Source organism: Paenibacillus solani, assembly GCF_001277345.1.
GTDB lineage: Bacteria > Bacillota > Bacilli > Paenibacillales > Paenibacillaceae > Paenibacillus_AQ > Paenibacillus_AQ solani.
In genome coordinates, this window is sequence record NZ_LIUT01000008.1 from 124155 (window position 1) to 142501 (window position 18347).

The 18347-nt window shown below is 48.0% G+C and carries 15 protein-coding genes; 2 read left to right on the forward strand and 13 right to left on the reverse strand.

What is annotated here, in order from left to right; translation table 11 throughout:
* Positions 1–251: 251 nt before the first annotated feature.
* Both AM231_RS24680 and gyrA read right to left on the reverse strand, forming a co-directional pair.
* A complete protein-coding gene (locus AM231_RS24680) occupies positions 252–1364 on the reverse strand; it encodes an HD-GYP domain-containing protein (protein ID WP_053490732.1) in 1113 nt (370 codons plus the stop codon).
* Between the two features lie 180 nt (positions 1365–1544).
* Positions 1545–4055: a DNA gyrase subunit A gene (gene gyrA / locus AM231_RS24685; protein WP_054405025.1), complete on the reverse strand. Its 2511-nt coding sequence runs from the start codon at positions 4053–4055 to the stop codon at positions 1545–1547.
* Between the two features lie 409 nt (positions 4056–4464).
* Here gyrA and AM231_RS24690 point away from each other — a divergent pair, with 409 nt between their 5' ends.
* Positions 4465–5277 carry a YheC/YheD family protein gene (locus AM231_RS24690; protein WP_054405027.1) on the forward strand — a complete coding sequence of 271 codons (813 nt, stop codon included), beginning with the start codon at positions 4465–4467 and terminating at the stop codon, positions 5275–5277.
* A gap of 132 nt (positions 5278–5409) precedes the next feature.
* Here the strand turns inward: AM231_RS24690 and gyrB are convergent, their stop codons facing one another.
* From gyrB to AM231_RS29735, 7 genes are all read right to left on the reverse strand, one after another.
* Positions 5410–7320: a DNA topoisomerase (ATP-hydrolyzing) subunit B gene (gene gyrB / locus AM231_RS24695; protein ID WP_054405030.1), complete on the reverse strand. Its 1911-nt coding sequence runs from the start codon at positions 7318–7320 to the stop codon at positions 5410–5412.
* Positions 7321–7347: 27 nt separating this feature from the next.
* Positions 7348–7599 (reverse strand): extracellular matrix regulator RemB, encoded by a 252-nt coding sequence (gene remB / locus AM231_RS24700; protein ID WP_007129241.1) that lies wholly within the window; start codon positions 7597–7599, stop codon positions 7348–7350.
* 14 nt (positions 7600–7613) lie between these two features.
* Positions 7614–8726: a DNA replication/repair protein RecF gene (recF, locus tag AM231_RS24705; protein WP_053490736.1), complete on the reverse strand. Its 1113-nt coding sequence runs from the start codon at positions 8724–8726 to the stop codon at positions 7614–7616.
* Between the two features lie 56 nt (positions 8727–8782).
* A complete protein-coding gene (gene yaaA, locus AM231_RS24710; RefSeq protein WP_053490737.1) occupies positions 8783–8998 on the reverse strand; it encodes a S4 domain-containing protein YaaA in 216 nt (71 codons plus the stop codon).
* A 38-nt stretch (positions 8999–9036) separates the two neighbouring features.
* A complete protein-coding gene (gene dnaN, locus AM231_RS24715; RefSeq protein WP_054405032.1) occupies positions 9037–10179 on the reverse strand; it encodes a DNA polymerase III subunit beta in 1143 nt (380 codons plus the stop codon).
* Between the two features lie 203 nt (positions 10180–10382).
* Entirely contained in the window at positions 10383–11729 is a 1347-nt protein-coding gene (gene dnaA / locus AM231_RS24720; RefSeq protein WP_053490739.1) for a chromosomal replication initiator protein DnaA, read from the reverse strand.
* 142 nt (positions 11730–11871) lie between these two features.
* Positions 11872–12018, reverse strand: a complete 147-nt coding sequence (locus tag AM231_RS29735) for a hypothetical protein (protein WP_207383686.1) — start codon at positions 12016–12018, stop codon at positions 11872–11874.
* Positions 12019–12351: 333 nt separating this feature from the next.
* On the opposite strand from AM231_RS29735, the gene AM231_RS24725 reads away from it, so the two are divergent.
* A complete protein-coding gene (locus tag AM231_RS24725; RefSeq protein ID WP_242615301.1) occupies positions 12352–13287 on the forward strand; it encodes a DUF6199 family natural product biosynthesis protein in 936 nt (311 codons plus the stop codon).
* A gap of 86 nt (positions 13288–13373) precedes the next feature.
* On the opposite strand, the gene gntK is transcribed toward AM231_RS24725, so the two are convergent.
* The 4 genes from gntK to gnd form a co-directional block, all read right to left on the reverse strand.
* Complete coding sequence (gntK, locus tag AM231_RS24730) at positions 13374–14903, reverse strand: gluconokinase (protein ID WP_054405504.1); 1530 nt, start codon at positions 14901–14903, stop codon at positions 13374–13376.
* 102 nt (positions 14904–15005) lie between these two features.
* Positions 15006–16367, reverse strand: coding sequence for a GntP family permease (locus AM231_RS24735; RefSeq protein WP_054405034.1), 1362 nt, complete (start codon positions 16365–16367; stop codon positions 15006–15008).
* A 167-nt stretch (positions 16368–16534) separates the two neighbouring features.
* Positions 16535–17212 carry a GntR family transcriptional regulator gene (locus tag AM231_RS24740; RefSeq protein ID WP_054405036.1) on the reverse strand — a complete coding sequence of 226 codons (678 nt, stop codon included), beginning with the start codon at positions 17210–17212 and terminating at the stop codon, positions 16535–16537.
* A 45-nt stretch (positions 17213–17257) separates the two neighbouring features.
* On the reverse strand, positions 17258–18157 hold the full coding sequence (gene gnd, locus AM231_RS24745; RefSeq protein ID WP_054405038.1) for a phosphogluconate dehydrogenase (NAD(+)-dependent, decarboxylating): 900 nt from the start codon (positions 18155–18157) through the stop codon (positions 17258–17260).
* Positions 18158–18347: the final 190 nt, after the last annotated feature.

The window sequence follows — 18347 nt, forward strand, 5'->3', positions numbered from 1 at the left end:
CTCTATTTCAACGTCCCGCCTAAGCGGTCCGTTTTACTCACTCGTTGTTCAGTTTTCAAAGATCAACTTCTTCGTTGTCGGCGAATCTCGTTCGCATCAGCAACTCTTATAATATAACACACTATCAATTACTTAGCAAGCTTTTTTTCAAAAACTATTTTTTAATTGAAAGCTGTGATATATTCGCCTCCAAGAAGCGACAAGAAATAATATATCACAGCTATCTAACTTAAGTCAATCCTTTTTTTGAATTAAGAAATGACTTCTTCTATATATAGTTGTCGTTGCTGCATTAAATTGATGATCTCACCTTGTACAGACACCATCGGCCTGGTTGGATGCTGGCTGTCGGTAAATATAATCTCCCCTGAAGTGCCGTTATTTAATCGCACCTGTGTACCTGAGTGCAGGGCCGTCACTTTCTGGATGAAAGTCTGAACAATCTTGGGGTCCAGTTTGCCAAAAGCCTCTAACTGAATCTGTTCCAATACCACATAAGGGGACTGGGCACTGCGATAGAACTTGTCCAGTGTCATGGCATGAAATATATCCGTAATGGCGACGATCTTGGCGTAAATGTGGATTTTGTTCCCTTCCAGTCGCAACGGATACCCTGAACCGTCTACCTTCTCATGATGCTGCAGAGCCGCAAGACGAACGCCTTCATTGACTGCCGCCACATTCTTAAGTATCTGGTAACCATAGGTCGTATGCTGACGTACCTCTTCATTCTCTTCTTCTGTCAGTTTGGAAGGTTTGTTTAGCAGAATCGGATCGATCTTGGCATTACCGATATCATGAAGCAGTCCGGCAAAAGCCACCTGCATCCAATCCTTCTGCGGAAGTCCCACCCACTGCGCCAGCTTATAAGAAGACAGAGCACACAGCACTGCATTATGGTAACGATAATCGTGGCGATTCGTCATACGGGGATTAAATTTAAGAACATGATACTCTTGTTGGTGCTCTAACAATCTATTCAGTTGATTGCGAACCTCATACATTCGAAGCTCGCCTGTTATGGCAGATTGATAACAGTTCTTAATCAAGATCATAGTTTTATCGTATTCTTCGTGCAGGGCTAAGTCTTTTCGGGCAGGGACCTCTTCGCTCCCACTTCCTTGTTGACTCCCCGCAAAAATAAGCGATGGCTTCTCGCCGGCAGATTTTATAGTCGGTATTCTCGTACTGTCTGCTTCAACGACTTCTATTGCAACATGTTCGACCATGAACGCTTTCAGCACTTCCAGATCGCGCGGAAGTAAGACCTTCCCTTTTTGGAACAAAAGGCCTCCAAGAGACGTTCGCACATCTTTGGCCAACCTCACACCGGCCTCCATTTCATTCACGGCTTTGATCGTCATGATCAACCCTCTCCATCTATAGGCTGTACTAAGACAGCAAGCTCTCTTGTAATATACATATTATAGTTCGACTTTGTCAGCCTGTACAATACCATTTCCCTGAATTTGTAATCTGAGATCTGAGTGAAACAAAAATAGGGCATGGATGAAAATCATCATCCATGCCCTTCTTTAACTTCCCTATTCTTCCGTTGGCTCGATTGGCTCTGTCGACTCTATCGAGTCTACGCCCTCCTGGCCTTCTTCCTCTTCATCCGCTTCCGGCTCATCACTCTTATCCGCCCGGCACACAGTACCTACGGAATCATCCTCACGGATGTTGATCAGCTTGACGCCTTGAGCATAGCGGCCCATGGTAGAAATACCTTCCATGCTCGTACGGATGATCGTGCCGCTAGCCGTAATGATCATCAGATCCTCTTCCGACTTCACGACCTTCAGCGCCACGACAGGCCCGTTCTTCTCGGTGATATTAATGGTCTTAATCCCTTTACCGCCGCGGGTCTGGCTCCGGTAGTCGCTAGCAGGCGTCCGCTTGCCATAGCCTTTGGTGGTTACAATCAGGATATCGAGTTCTTGATCGACCACATCCATCCCGATCACTTCATCATTATCATCCAGCGTAATCCCTTTTACTCCTGTCGCGCTTCTACCCATGGAGCGGACATCGCTCTCCTTGAAGCGGATAGACATGCCTTGGGCCGTTCCCACAATGATCTCTTGCTGACCGTCTGTCAGCTTCACTTCGATCAGGGAATCGTCCTCGCGCAGATTAATCGCAATCAGACCACCCTTGCGGATATTTACATAATCCTCAAGCGGAGTCTTCTTCACGACACCCTGGCGTGTGGCAAAGAACAGGAAATTATCGCTGTCAAAATTCTCTACCGGAATCACGGCGTTGATCGATTCACCCTGTTCAATCTGAATCAGGTTGATAATCGGCGTGCCGCGGGCCGTACGACTGAGCTCTGGAATCTCATAGGCTTTCAACCGGTACGCTTTCCCTTTGTCCGTAAAGAACATGAGATAATGGTGTGAGTTCGTGACGAAGAGATGCTCGACAAAGTCCTCGCTCTTCGTATCCATCCCCACCACGCCGCGTCCACCACGCTTCTGGCTGCGATAGGTGTTCGCAGGCAGACGCTTGATGTAACCCGTATGCGAAATGGTGATAATCACTTCCTCGCGCGGAATCAGATCCTCATCGAGGATGCTGTCTTCCCCGACCGTAATTTCAGTGCGGCGCTCATCCGCGAAGCGCTCCTTGATCTCTTGAAGCTCATCATTGATGATCTGCAGCACAAGATGCTCATTAGCCAAGATCTCACGAAGTTCCGCGATTCTGGCAAGCAATTCCTGGTATTCGTTCTCGATCTTCTCTCGTTCGAGTCCGGTCAGGCGCTGCAGGCGCATATCCAGAATGGCCTGTGCCTGCTCATGACTGAGACCGAAACGCTCCATCAAGCCTTCGCGAGCAGCCTCTGTGGTCTGTGACGCGCGAATGAGGGCAATAACCTCATCGAGATGATCCAGCGCAATCCGCAAACCTTCGAGAATATGAGCCCGAGCTTCCGCCTTCTTCAGTTCAAATTCGGTCCGGCGACGGATAACGACGACCTGATGCTCCAAATAGTGGAACAGCACGTCACGCAGGTTCAAAATTTTCGGCTCATTGTTTACGATGGCCAGCATGTTAATACCGAAATTAGACTGCATGGCCGTATGTTTGTACAGGTTATTCAGAACGACATTCGGATTGACGTCCCGGCGCAGCTCAATAACAATCCGCATACCGTTACGGTCCGACTCGTCGCGGAGATCCGTAATGCCATCAATCCGCTTATCGCGAACCAGTTCTGCGATCTTCTCAACCAAACGAGCCTTGTTCACCTGATACGGAATCTCGTGAACGACGATGCGCGCTTTGTTGTTGTTCTCTTCAATCGTTGCCTTCGCCCGCATCGTGACAGATCCACGGCCTGTACGATAAGCCTGGCGAATCCCTTCACGTCCCAGAATATATCCCGCTGTCGGGAAATCCGGGCCTTGAATATATTCCATCAGCTCCATCGGTGTGATGTCGGGATTGCGGATCATTGCCTGAACTCCATCAATGACCTCACCCAGATTGTGTGGCGGAATATTGGTCGCCATCCCTACCGCGATCCCGGAAACGCCGTTAACCAGCAAGTTAGGATAACGCGCAGGAAGAACGACCGGTTCCTGTTCCTCACCGTCATAGTTAGGAGCAAAGTCTACAGTCTCTTTATTAATATCACGCAGCATTTCCATAGCAATCTTAGATAAACGAGCCTCGGTATAACGCATAGCCGCTGCCATATCACCGTCAATGGAACCGAAGTTTCCGTGTCCATCAACAAGCATATAACGCATGGAGAAGTCCTGCGCCATCCGAACCATAGATTCATAAACTGCGGAATCACCATGAGGATGGTACTTACCGATAACCTCGCCAACAATTCTTGCCGATTTCTTATGCGGTTTATCCGGGGCCATTCCAAGTTCAGACATCGCATATAAAATACGACGGTGTACTGGCTTCATTCCGTCCCGTACATCCGGCAAAGCCCGGCTGACAATGATGCTCATCGCGTAGTCCATAAAGGACTCGCGCATCTCGGTACCAATGTCACGATCTTTGATTTGGGAGAAATTTTCTTCCGCCATGCTGGACCTCCTTCATTTTCCTATCAACCATGCCTTGATCTATGTGAAAAAAGCAGAATAGTGATCAGAAACCTAAAAACGCACTAACCTTTATTATATTACTTTCACAAACCGCGCACAATTAAACACGGCAAGTATGAGTGAAAGCATGATTTTTGCCCGGAAACCGGGACATACGCCCTGTCCTCCGTGCCCCTTTTCACATACAATGCATTGCAAGAGTTTTTCGAATCATCACATCTTTATATTATACCACTGTTTGTCATACTTGTCCTATGTTTTCGGGGCACAGCCTCTCATGTCAGAGTGTACCCGAATCTTTCGAATCCACCGGAACCACATGGATTGGTGCTACGAGACAGGGATCTCCCTGTCATTCACATCATACCGCTGGAAAGGATGAAAATGGTTGACTATTCAACGCGTTGCAAGCAAATGGGCGAAAACAAAAATTCTACTGAAAAATAAAGGCCTCGCCTCTTATGTTCCTCCAACTCGCGAGTATACGTTTGAAGCGCTGCAAGACATGCTTAGCACCTATACGCTTGTGTATATTAAGCCTGATCGAGGGACCTACGGCATCGGCGTTATGTCGGTCGAGCAGTTCCATCCTCCAACTACCGATCCTACAGAAACCCCTGCTGCTTCCTACAAACTCCGTTATGAGCAAGAAACCCGAGTGTTTACCTCACTCGAGAGCCTCCATAAAACACTGAGCGCTTTATTCCATGATCAGCAATTTCTGATCCAGCAAGGTATTCATTTGCTGCATTATATGGGTCGTCCCTTTGATCTTCGGGTATTAACTCAGAAAAGCCCCTCCGGTCAGTGGGTGAGCACCGGGATTATCGGCCGGGTGGCAGCCAAAGATAAAATTATTACGAATCACCACAGCGGTGGCACAGTTAAACACTATAAACCACTCATGCTGGAGCATATGACGGCACAGGAAGCCGAAGACATTCGTAAAGAATTAAATACGCTGGGAGTACATGTTGCAGCCCAGCTGCAAAAGTCGTACCCCAATCTGAAGGAAATTGGCCTGGATGTAGCGATTGACGAACGCTGGAGCATCTGGATCCTGGAGGTAAATACCAAACCTGCCCTGTTCCCATTCAAGAAATTCTTCAAAGATCCGAACATCTATAAACAGGTAAAAAAATATGCCTCCGCTTATGGACGCAATCTGTCCAGCAAGAAAAAGGCCAAAAAAACAGGTTAGCCCGACCCGGGCCACATTCCTTTCAGACGATGAGAGCTCATATCTACAGCATTTGCCGCAAAAAAATAAAGGGGCATCCCTGAGGCCTTCTCAGGCCTAGGAATGCTCCCTGCTTGGCTTTACTCTAATTCATTACACATCTAGATTGCGGACCGACTTCGCATGCTCCTGGATAAAGTCACGTCTTGGCTCTACATTGTCACCCATAAGGGTATCAAACAACGTATCAGCCAGGATGGCGTCTTCAATGGTCACTTGAAGCATCGTCCGGCTCTCCGGATCCATGGTTGTCTCCCACAACTGCCCGGCATTCATCTCGCCGAGACCTTTGTAGCGCTGCACATTGATTTTGACATTCTCGCCGAATTCCTTGATGATCTCGTCGCGCTCTCTCTCACTGCCAGCATAACGGACCACTTTATTGCGCTCGACCTTAAAGAGCGGCGGCTGAGCAATATAGATATATCCCGCTTCTACCAGCTTGCGCATGTAACGATAGAAGAACGTCAGCAGCAAGGTCCGAATATGCGCGCCGTCCACATCGGCATCGGTCATGATAATAATTTTGTGATAACGTGCCTTGGACAAGTCGAAATCTTCAGCAATTCCCGTGCCCAGAGCCGTGATGATCGCCCGGATCTCCGCGTTGGAGAGAATACGGTCAAGCCGTGCCTTCTCCACGTTAAGGATCTTACCTCTAAGCGGCAAAATAGCCTGGAAATGCCGGTCGCGTCCCTGCTTGGCAGAACCGCCGGCAGAGTCACCTTCGACGATGTACAATTCACTGATGGAGGCATCCTTGGAGGAGCAATCCGCCAGTTTACCTGGCAGAGCGCTGACCTCAAGTGCACTCTTCCGGCGCGTCATCTCGCGGGCTTTACGCGCAGCTTCACGAGCACGCGATGCCTGGAGTGCTTTTTCCAGAATGCGGCGAGAAACCGACGGATTCTCCTGCAGGAATTCCTGCAGCTTCTCAGCGAACAGGGATTCCACAATACCGCGGACTTCACTGTTGCCGAGCTTGGTTTTGGTCTGGCCTTCGAACTGCGGCTCCGGTACCTTAACGGAGATAATGGCCGTCAAGCCTTCACGCACATCGTCACCCGACAGATTGTTGCTATTATCTTTGATCATTCCCGTTTTGCGGGCATAGTCGTTAATAATCCGAGTGAGCGCACTCTTAAAGCCGGATTCATGCGTTCCACCTTCATGTGTGTTGATGTTGTTGGCAAAGGAATAGATATTCTCGGTATAGCTATCGTTATACTGAAGCGATACTTCAACCTGAATATTATCGCGGGAACCCTCGACATAGATCGGGTCTTCATGCAATGCTTCCTTCTTCTCATTCAGGAACTTAACGTATTCGATGATGCCGCCCTCGTATTTAAAATAGTCGGAGGCCCCTGTACGTTCATCCGTCAATGTAAGGGCTATGCCCTTGTTCAGAAACGCCAGCTCACGAATCCGCGTGAGCAGCGTGGTGTAATCATACTCCGTCGTTTCCGTAAAGATTTCCGGATCTGGCAGGAAGGTTACCGTTGTGCCGTGATCGTCGGAATCGCCAATGATTTTGATGTCATACTGGGGAACTCCACGGTGATATTCCTGCTGATAAATATGTCCGTCACGACGGACTTCAACTACAACTTTGGCAGACAGCGCATTAACAACCGAAACACCGACGCCATGCAGACCACCGGATACTTTATAACCGCCGCCGCCGAATTTACCGCCGGCATGCAGAACGGTCATAACCACTTCCAGTGTTGATTTCTTAAGCTTGGTGTTCTCGCCTACTGGTATTCCGCGGCCGTTATCGACAACGGTTATACTGTTATCCTGATGGACAATGATCTCAATATGGTCGCATATTCCCGCCATCGCTTCGTCAATACTATTGTCCACAACTTCCCATACCAAATGATGCAAACCCTTGGTACTGGTAGAACCGATATACATCCCCGGACGCTTACGAACGGCTTCCAATCCTTCCAGTACCTGAATCTGATTCTCATCATATGTCGGTTGATTCATAGACATGCGTTCACCTACTTCTACAGATTCTGTTTATGCCTGAGCTACAAAATGATTTGCTCGCTTCTTAAGCGTTGCAGAGGAGATTGGAGAATAATACACGATGGATTTCGTCACCACGATCGATTTGGGATCCTCTTCCCCTATCAACTCCACGACTTTATGCTGCTGGGCATGCGTGACGAACTGTTTGGAGATTTTTGAAGACTTCTCAATCGAAATATCGAAAATCCCCACCAGCTCTGAGGAACGGATGATCTTTTCTCCGCCCAAGTGTATATACATTATGGATTCACTCCTTAAGAGCCCACCTGTCCGTCATGGACATGAAAAATGCTGGCACCCTTCAATTTGTCGGTATTCAAACTCTCAATGCCCGTCGCCGTGATGAATGTCTGCACTTTGCTCTGGAATGTTTCGATCAACTGTGTCTGTCGGTACGGATCTAATTCAGAGAGCACATCATCCAGAAGCAGCACCGGATATTCACCGATCTCTTCCTGTATCAGCTCGATTTCAGCCAGTTTCAAAGATAGCGCCGTTGTCCGCTGCTGACCTTGGGACCCATACGTTTGAACTTCTTTGCCATTAATATAAAAAGCCAGATCATCTCGATGAGGACCTGCCAATGTCATACCACGCCGTATTTCTTGCTCTTTCATTTGTGATAATTTTATCATAAATGTCTCAAATAAGACAGCTTCATCTTCTTCCTCCGCTTCCGCAAAGGACGGAAGGTAGTGTAAAGAGAGCTGTTCCAGGCCGTTGGTGATCCCCTGATGGATGCCTTCGGCCCATTTTTGCAGTTTTTTTATAAATTGTTTCCTCTTCTTGACGATTTTAACACCATGCTCTACCAATTGGCTGTTCCATATGTCCAGCATCGCTAATTCGGTGCTGCCTTTCCCCCATAGCTGCTTCAGCAGATTGTTGCGCTGCACAAGCACCTTTTGGTATTGCTGCAGGTGAAACAGATAGCTTGGCGCTACCTGCCCGATCTCCATGTCAAGAAACCGGCGGCGAACCCCCGGCGTCCCTTTGACAATCTCCAGATCCTCTGGCGCAAACATCACGACATTGAGCGAACCGATAAAATCGCTAAGTTTACGCTGCTCAAGTCCATTGATTTTAGCCTTCTTCCCCTGTTGAGACAAGCTTAGCTCCAGTTTTAGTGCGCCATACTTGCGGTCGATCTCAGCTGATATATAGGCACTGGTTCGATCGAAGCCAATCAATTCGCGATCCTTGGAGGTCCGGTGGCTCTTCGTTAAAGCGAGCACGAAGAGCGCCTCCATCAGATTCGTCTTGCCCTGGGCATTGCGGCCAATAATCAAATTGACATCGCCAAACGACTCAAGCTGCAGATTCTCATAGTTTCGATAATGCTGCAGACTGACATTTTTGACAAACAAGCTTATCCTCTCCCTCGTCTTCCGCGCTTAGCGCCAAAGCGGCTGCGGGAGGCTGTCTATTGGGCTGCTACCTGAAACGTCCCGCAGTCCTCCACCTTCACGATATCGCCAGGAACCAGCTTGCGTCCCCGACGCTCTTCCCTCTCGTCATTGACCAGAACCGCTCCTTCTTGCAGCAGTGCCTTCGCCATTCCACCTGTGGATACGCAATCTGAAAGCTTCAAGAACTGATCTAGCTTGATATATTCACTGTGGATAAATATTTGTTTCATGACTTCATCCTTTCATCCCTATCAACATGGGGATAACTTTAATTGGCCGTACGGTACGGCAGAATAATATATTGGCTCTTGCTGTCATCGAGCGGTTTCAGGATGATCGGGCTCATAACGCCCATGAATGCAATCATCAGCTGTTCGCTTTCAACCACCTTCAGCACATCCAGCATATATTTTGAGTTAAACGAGATACGCAGCGATTCCCCTTTGAAATCGATCAGATCCAATTCTTCACGCACTTTACCTAGCTCGGAGGAGCTGGAAGAAATCTCAATGCCGCCATGCTCCATCGTTTGCAGGAGAACAATATTCGTTTTCTCCTCTTTGGAGAGCAGGTAGGCGCGGTCGATCGACTCGCTTAGTTTTTTTGTGTCCAAAACGAGTTCTGTTTTATGCGTTGTTGGAATAATTCTAGAAGTATCGGGATAAATGCCGTCCAATATACGGGAATAGAACAGAACACGATCGATTTTAAATAATACCTGATTATCCGCGACAACGATATCAACCAGCGTATTTTGGTCCGGAATGATTTTGCTCAGCTCATTCAGCGTTTTACCGGCAATGACCACATTGTTGAACGAGACATCCTGCGTATTGTCAAGCTGCGCAGAGCGGGTAGCCAGACGATGGCGGTCCGTAGCGGTAAATTTCAGTTCATTGTCGTTTAGACTCCACAAAACCCCTGTCAGTATAGGTGTTGTTTCATGGGTGGAGATGGAGAACACGGTTTGCTTGATCATGTTTTTCAGCAGATCTCCTGGCAATGAAACGGTTTGGCTGTCTTCGATATTCGGCAATACCGGAAATTCTTCGGGATCCAAGCCGACCATTTGGATTTCTGTAGCTCCTGAAGAAATAAAGGTCTGGAAGTTCTCTTTAACCTCCATCTGAATTTCTTGGGAAGGAAGCTTCTTGATGATTTCAACGAAGAACTTTGCCGGAAGGACAACACTGCCGGGCTGTTCTACCTGAACAATGGTATGCTTCTCATCTTCCGCAGGAATAAACGATTGAATGGAAATATCAGTATCGCTTGCTGTCAATGTGACACCCGAATACGTGACATCCAGTTTAATGCCGCTGAGGATCGGAATGGTGGTTCGACTGGAGATCGCCTTCGATACGTGTTGGATGGATTCGTTCAATACATTTTTTAATATGCTGATTTTCATCAATTTCACTCCTTACGGAAAAATGAGAGGGGGTTTGTTCACTTGGCGAATGCCAAGAGGATGCCCCTCTTTATGGTTAAATTATTTATTAATTATTTATAGTAATAGTAATAGGGGCACTGAATATGTGGATAAGCCCCTGAAAAGGCATAAAATTAAGCCTATCCACATGTGTATAGATTGTGCATAGGCTTTGAACTTGTTCAGGTTGGATTTTTGATTTTTTCTGTAAGATTATTGACCACTTTGAAAAGCTCTTGGTCATTTTTCAATGATTGGGTGATCTTCTCATGAGCATGAATGACCGTAGTATGATCCCGGCCTCCGAATGCCTCTCCGATCTTGGGCAGGGAGTAATCGGTTAATTCGCGGGATAAATACATGGCAATTTGCCGCGGAAACGCGACGGCCTTGGTCCGTTTGCGGGCTTTGAAGTCTTCCAATCTCAGATTGTAATACTCGCCGACTTTCTGCTGGATATCCTGAATCGTAATGATTCTCGGCCGGCTGGACGGGATGATATCCTTCAGGGCTTCGGCTGCCAAATGTGTTGTAACGTCCTGATTGGTCAGGGAGGAATAAGCGACGACACGGATAAGGGCACCTTCGAGCTCACGAATATTCGTATCGATCTGATTGGCGATATACATCATGGCTTCGTTCGGGATGTCGAGATTCTCGGCCTTGGCCTTCTTGCGAAGGATGGCGATCCTTGTCTCCAGATCCGGCGGTTGAATATCGGTGATCAAACCCCATTCGAACCGGGAACGCAGCCGTTCCTCCAGCGTTGGTATCTCCTTGGGAGGACGGTCACTGGAAATAATAATCTGCTTTCGTTCTTCGTGCAGGGCATTAAACGTATGGAAGAACTCTTCCTGCGTTGACTCCTTGCCTGCCAAGAACTGAATATCGTCAATCAGCAGAATATCGACGCTGCGGTACTTGTTGCGGAAGCTTTCCGCGCGGTTGTCCCGGATGGAATTGATGAACTCGTTGGTGAATTTCTCGGAGGAAATGTACACGACTTTGCTGCTGGGATTGTGTTCCAAAATGTAGTGACCGATGGCATGCATCAAGTGCGTTTTTCCAAGCCCTACTCCACCATATAAGAATAATGGGTTATACGCTTTAGCCGGTGCTTCGGCGACAGCGAGTGAGGCGGCATGGGCAAAACGGTTGCCTGAACCAATGACAAACGTGTCGAATGTGTACTTGGGATTCAGCATATGGGATTGAATTTCTTCCCCGGATATTTCAAGCGGCGGCGATGGCTGCTGCGGAGCAGGTTCTTGTCCTTTCGCCTCCTCAATCACGAAGCGCACATCAACCTGCTTGCCCACCACTTCCAATACCGTTGCGCTAACCAGCTTGGTGTATCGGCTCTCCAGCCATTCCACAGCAAACGTGGTCGGTGCGGAAATGACGACGGAGTGATCGTTGATGGTCAATGCCTTGGTAGCTTTGAACCAAGTGTCAAAACTCGGTTTACTCAGCTTGGTTTGTATGATCGATAAAATTTCTTGCCATAATTCGGAAGTATGGCTTTCCAAAACTGTCACTCCTTTAAATCTTCCAAATGTGGCTAGAGCCATGTGTGGAATGTCGAAAAAAAATGAATGGTGTCTAAATTATCCCCAGAACTCACGCCTGTGGAAACAAAAAAATATGGATAAATTGAAATTGTTCACAACTTTATCCACAGCCTGTTGATAATTTTATAACATCATTCACATATTCACAACCAAAAGTAATATCATCATAGCAAAAGAAGGCCTTATTTTCAATGTATGTCGCTAATTTATCCACAAATTCAATACGTTGTGCATAATTATTATTCACACCACTATATATTGTTTATAATTTGTTCGACATTCGACATCGTTGGTCTTATTACGAGAAAAACTATTCACAGGTTGTCCGATTCGCCAGCAGATTTTTCTTCCCTCACCAGCTGTTCATAACTTTTGGTTGAATGTTCTAGCAGCCGATTCATCGGCTGAAGCTAAATATGAGCTGTGGATAGTTCTCCTTTGGAGCCGGTCGGCTTCCAAATGGAGGACTTTTTTGGATGCAATGTTACCGGCCGAATCTTATACAATTTTCCTAGCAATCCCATACGGGCCACCAGCCATCCAAGTATGCTGAACCACACATGGTGGAGCAGGGCGTACGATGAAGAAGATGTTAATAAGAGGCCAATATTTAGATATCAGTACGATCAGGAAAACGATCGTCAGCAGGGTCCAGATCGTTAAAGTCGTATTAGGACTGAGACCGAATAATGAATTCACAGCACAACCGATATGTTATGCTGCAACCTTCCTAGAACGGGTCCGTATTATAAGAAAACTCGAAACGGGGGAATGGTGGATGCGGACAGAAGGGAAGGCCTTGTCATGGAGAACCATAGGGTTGCTGTTCGCTCTGATTGCCGTACTCGTTCTGGTCACCGTTTGGGCGCAAGCCTATTATTCGAAGAAAGTGTTCTATGTGGAGGGCATCAAATACACCCAATATGCCGATTTGGGACAGGGAAGGCTCGAATACAGAGCTTTTCTTAACCGCGGAGAGCCCATTTATGTTCAGACTGGGGAAGATGTTAAGCGCGTTGTGATTTCTGGTGAAGTGTTTGACATTCGGCCACGTGGAGTCGATTCAGGGCAGCGGGCTTCATATGAAGTCATTTTTCCTGAAGGCAAAACCTACCTTGTAAAGCCGTTTGGGGACAAGGGATTTCTCACCTATGATGAAAAGGGGGAGAGGGTGCTGCCCGGCTTCAGAATCATTAGCGGGGGGATAGGACAAGATGATGTCTCAGATCCTGCGCAACCTCGTTATGATCCCTCAGAGCTTGTTGTGGCAGCCGATGCGTGGTTTCATGTTCAAAACGGCAGTATCGGATTTTTCCTATTGGCGCTTGGAATGCTGATTTACGCCTGGTGCGGATTTCGTTATGAAGCCTTTCAACGCTTTTTGTTTCATATTTCGTCTTCAAATTGGATGATCGTTAATCCGGAGCCTAGCGATTTCTATTTCTTTATGTGCAAAGTAGGGGGGATATTCGGTATGGGGTTCTCGTTGTGGATATTTTTCGCGCATGCACTATAACAATAAAAGCCCGTTTCGTCATGGATCGGATCCAGCGAAAACGGGCTTTTCTCTACTTTACTCTACTTTTTTCTACTATAGTAATCTTACGATTGCTCAAAACGCTGCTGGAAGGTGGTTATAGCTTCATAATCCTCTTCCAGCTTTCTTGAAATGCGGATGAAAATGGGGAGCAGTGCCTTGTATATATCCGCGCTTTCCTCCACCGGATGATGTTCAAAGGTTCCGCCAACCATCGTTTCGACAATGTCGAGCGATTCCGCTCTGCCAGTGGCATACAGCCCTAGTACAACAGCGCCTAGGCAAGAGCTCTCATAGCTCTCCGGAACGATGACCTGCTGATCAAAAATATCTGCCATCATCTGCCGCCAAATCGGAGAACGGGCGAAGCCGCCAGTGGCGTGTATTTTGGCCGGTCGGCCGATCTGTTCCTCCATCGCCAGCAATACGGTGTACATATTAAAGATTACGCCCTCTAATACCGAGCGGATCATATGCTCTTTTTTATGATTAAGGGTCAACCCAAAGAACGATCCGCGGGCATTCGGATCCCATAGCGGCGCGCGTTCTCCGGTCAGATACGGATGGAATAGAAGGCCGTTCGATCCTGGCGGAATACGGTCCGCGATTTTGGTCAGTACATCATAAGGATTGATTCCAAGCCGCTTGGCCGTTTCAATCTCGGAAGCCGCAAATTCATCGCGAACCCAGCGGAAAATCATACCGCCGTTGTTGACAGCCCCGCCGATGACCCAATGTTTTTCGGTTAACGCGTAGCAGAAAATCCGGCCTTTCGGATCGGTCATCGGCTTGTCGACGACCGTACGGATCGCTCCGCTCGTACCGATCGTAGCGGCAACGACGCCCGGCTTTATAGCATTCACACCCAGGTTAGAGAGAACGCCGTCGGCAGCTCCAAGCACGAACGGCGTCGAGGCGGAGAGTCCCATGGCCGCGGCATATTCGCTGTTTAAGCCTTCCATGATATGTGTAGTCGGCACAATGGTCGACAGATGGTCCTCGCTGATGCCGGCAAGCTCCAGCGCCTGTGGATCCCATGTCAGTGTGTTCAGGTTCATCATTCCGGTGCTGGAGGCAATGGAATGGTCTACAACATAGGTGCCGAACAGCTTGAAATAGACGTATTCTTTGATGGAAATGAACTTGGTTGTTTGTTGAAATACAGACGGCAGCTCATGATGCATCCACATCAGCTTGGTAACAGGCGACATCGGATGAATCGGGGTTCCGGTTCGGAGATATAATTCCATGCCGCCGAGTTCTTTTTTGAGCTTGGCAGACCAGGCTGCGCTGCGGTTGTCCGCCCAGGTAATACAGCGAGTCAGGGGGATACCGCTGCTGTCTACGGCAATGACGCTGTGCATGGCCGCGCTGAATGAAACGAACAGTACTCGAGCTGGATCAATCCCACTCTCCATCATGACTCCTTGGACCGAGGCAATGACGGTCTGAAAGATCTGCTCGGGATCTTGCTCAGCCGTAGAGGGAGTAGGGGTAAGCAGCGGGTATTCCCCTCCCGCTTTGGCTACAACCTCGCCATTTTCTTTAAACAGCACCGCCTTGGTGCTTGTGGTTCCGATATCTACACCGATCATATAATTTTGTGTACTCAAGAGACATACCTTCTTTCTACGTAAAGGCACCTGGCTGCTGAGGAGGTCAGCTTAACGGGAGCCTTCATGTGTCCTATGGCTATATTATACAATTACGTTCAGAACAAGAGCCAACACCAGTCCGGTTACGGATAGGAGCGTCTCCAGCACAGTCCATGATTTCAGCGTTTGAGCTACGGTCATATTAAAAAATTCCTTTACCATCCAAAAGCCGGCATCGTTGACATGAGACAAGACGATGGATCCTGCTCCCGTAGCGAGTACAACCAGCTCTACATTAGCGCCTGGCGTCATGGCCAGCACAGGAGCGACAATGCCTGCCGCGGTTGTCATTGCTACGGTTGCAGAACCGGTTGCGACCCGGATCAGCGCAGCGACAAGCCATGCAAACAGGATCACGTTAATATGGGCACCGGTGGCGATTTCGGCAATAGCATTCCCTACACCGCTGTTGATGAGAACCTGCTTGAATGCGCCGCCTGCCCCAATGATCAGGACGATTGTTGCAATCGGTGCCAGACATTCACTGGTGAAACGAGAGATATCATGTTTATTGAAACCGCGGGCAAATCCCAGCGAGAAGAAGGAGAAGACCGCAGCAATGAGCAGAGCAATAATTTCATGGCCGATAAATTTGCAGAACACCGACAACGGGCTGGTGGATTCGGGATCGATGATATCGGCTGCAGATCCAATGAGCATCAGGATGACGGGCAGCAAGATCGTAAACAGTGTGATGCCGAAGCCGGGCAGCTTCCGCTCAGCTTTGATGGAGAACTGTTCGGCTAGCTCTTCCGGTGGGTCTGTTTTGATACGTTTACCAATGAATTTACCGAATACGGGTCCCGCAATAATGGCTGCGGGGATTCCGACCAGGAATGAGTATAGAATGGTCATGCCCAGGTTTGCATCATACGCTTTAATCGCTATCATCGGAGCTGGATGCGGAGGCACCAAACCATGAACAGTGGACAATCCGGCCAGAATCGGAATGCCGATATGGAGCAGGGACATTTTGGTTTTACGCGCGACGGTATACACGATGGGAATCAACAGAATGATGCCAACCTCGAAAAATACGGGAATGCCGACAATAAAGCCGACAATCATCATCGCCCAGTGGACGCGCTTCTCACCGAAGCGATCGACAAGAGTCGTGGCAATCTGCTCAGCTCCGCCGGATTCGGCCATCATTTTTCCGAGCATGGTTCCCAGAGCAATAACGATGGCTATCGTTCCAAGTGTTCCGCCTAAGCCGCTTGTAATGGAAGTGATGACATCTGCGGGCTGCATGCCTGTCAACAGACCAAGGATCAGCGCAGAGATCAAGAGCGTTACGAAAGGATTCCATTTATATTTAGATATCAGTACGATCAGGAAAACAATCGTCAGCAGGGTCCAGATCATTAAAGTCGCATTAGGACTGAGACCGAATAATGAATTCATATGTGTAGCTTCCTCCTATACTTGTACCCGTTTTTGTGTGGGGAGAATGGTAAATATCTGCTGTTCTGCGGTAGTATGCCCAAAACAAAAGCGAATTTCATAGTATACTTGTCGACAACTTAGAGCGTGCATAGGCCGCTTAGAAGACAGAGGAAGGGAGGATTGCACTAACCCTCCGGAAAACTAAGATGCAGCGTCTGACGGGAATCATCGAAATAACGCTGTACAGCCGTTTGAATCCTTGCCTCATCCAGAGATTCCATCTCCCCAATGAGCTGCAGATGTTTGTCCATCACATGGCGGACTCTGGTGCCTCCGCCACTGAACACCTGCTTTGTTGTAATGAACATAACCGTAATAACAATCGGACGAATGCTCTTCCATAAATGAAGAATTCGTTTATGATTCGCTTCCGTTATGATTCGTTCATGAAACGTTAAATCTTGATAAGAAAATTCAATCGGATCCCCATGCTTGGCGGCAAGCTCCATCCGATCGACAATTTGTCTCAAATGCTGGATGAGTTCCGGCTGCGGATTCATAAATACATGTCCCTGAACAAAGCTCTCAATCAGATAACGTACATCGTATAATTCCTCAACATCTTTGAGCGACAAGCCCATGACAACAGCTCCCATGCGCTCCAATTGAATCAATCCTTCACCGGACAGCGTTTTCATCGCTTCGCGCACAGGGGATCGGCTGGTGCCGAATTCGCCTGCGATCCGATTCTCGGAGAGGATTTCTCCACGTTTTATGGTGCCGCTAATAATCTGCAATCTTAATTCACTGGCGATGGCTTCTCCGAGAGAAGCCCCCTGAAGCCAGATTGATGGAAATTTCATAGCCTTAATTCTCCCATCCGGTACGGATTCCCCGATTCGTTATGCTTATTCCGATTTATTCACTGCGTGGCCGCCGAATTCATTACGAAGCGCCGCCACGACTTTACCATGGAACGTATCCTGGTCAAGCGAGCGATATCGCATGAATAGCGACATGGCGATGACGGGTGCGCTGGCTTGAACCTCTAGTGCCGTTTCAACGGTCCATTTTCCCTCGCCGGAGGAATTCATCACGCCTTTGATGCCTTCGAGCTTCGGATCTTTGGAAAAAGCATTCTGCGTCAGTTCCATGAGCCAGCTGCGAATGACTGAACCGTTGGACCATACTCTTGCAACGTCCTCATAGCTAAAATCAAATGCGCTTTTCTCCAATACTTCAAAGCCTTCCGCAATGGATTGCATCATGCCGTACTCGATTCCGTTATGAACCATCTTCAGAAAATGACCGCTGCCGTTTGCGCCGGCGTATAAATAACCGTTCTCGACCGCCATATCTTTAAACAGAGGTTCGATGCTGTTAAAGACGTCGCGGTTGCCACCGATCATAAAGCAGCCTCCGCTCTGCGCGCCTTCCATGCCGCCGGAAGTACCGGCATCGAAATAATGAATGCCTTGCTCTGTCAGGCGTGCTGCACGGGCGATAGAATCTTTATAATGTGAATTGCCACCGTCGATCAATATATCACCCGGCTCAAGCAGGGGGGTAAGCGAATCAATGACAGAATCCACGATCTTGCCGGCAGGCACCATCATCCATACGATGCGGGGTTTAGTCAGTTTGGCAACGAGCTCTTCCGTTGTAGATGCTGCTTCGGCGCCGGTTGCGGCAGCCTGAGTGACCAATTCCGAATTTAAATCGTAAGCTACGACCTGATGTTCATGATGAATCAAATTCTGTACGAGATTAAGACCCATCTTCCCTAGTCCGATCATGCCTATTTTCATAATCTAATGCAGCTCCTTCATAGATGTATACTTGTATACAAGTTAAAATTCAATTTTTATACTACTCCTTTATAAGGCTGGTGTAAATACAGGGGCCTCTCATGTACTGGATGTTCTGAAGGGGCTAGAATACAGTGAAAAAAGACATCCACAGGCTGTATCAATAGGTTATCCCCATGTGGATAATTCA

Coding starts and splice junctions, on each gene's coding strand:
- AM231_RS24680 (WP_053490732.1), bottom strand. CDS start 1,364: ATGACGATCAAAGCCGTGAATGAAATGGAGGCCGGTGTGAGGTTGGCC.
- gyrA (WP_054405025.1), bottom strand. CDS start 4,055: ATGGCGGAAGAAAATTTCTCCCAAATCAAAGATCGTGACATTGGTACC.
- gyrB (WP_054405030.1), bottom strand. CDS start 7,320: ATGTCTATGAATCAACCGACATATGATGAGAATCAGATTCAGGTACTG.
- remB (WP_007129241.1), bottom strand. CDS start 7,599: ATGTATATACACTTGGGCGGAGAAAAGATCATCCGTTCCTCAGAGCTG.
- yaaA (WP_053490737.1), bottom strand. CDS start 8,998: ATGAAACAAATATTTATCCACAGTGAATATATCAAGCTAGATCAGTTC.
- dnaN (WP_054405032.1), bottom strand. CDS start 10,179: ATGAAAATCAGCATATTAAAAAATGTATTGAACGAATCCATCCAACAC.
- AM231_RS24725 (WP_242615301.1), top strand. CDS start 12,352: ATGAAGAAGATGTTAATAAGAGGCCAATATTTAGATATCAGTACGATC.
- gntK (WP_054405504.1), bottom strand. CDS start 14,903: ATGATCGGTGTAGATATCGGAACCACAAGCACCAAGGCGGTGCTGTTT.
- AM231_RS24735 (WP_054405034.1), bottom strand. CDS start 16,367: ATGAATTCATTATTCGGTCTCAGTCCTAATGCGACTTTAATGATCTGG.
- AM231_RS24740 (WP_054405036.1), bottom strand. CDS start 17,212: ATGAAATTTCCATCAATCTGGCTTCAGGGGGCTTCTCTCGGAGAAGCC.
- gnd (WP_054405038.1), bottom strand. CDS start 18,157: ATGAAAATAGGCATGATCGGACTAGGGAAGATGGGTCTTAATCTCGTA.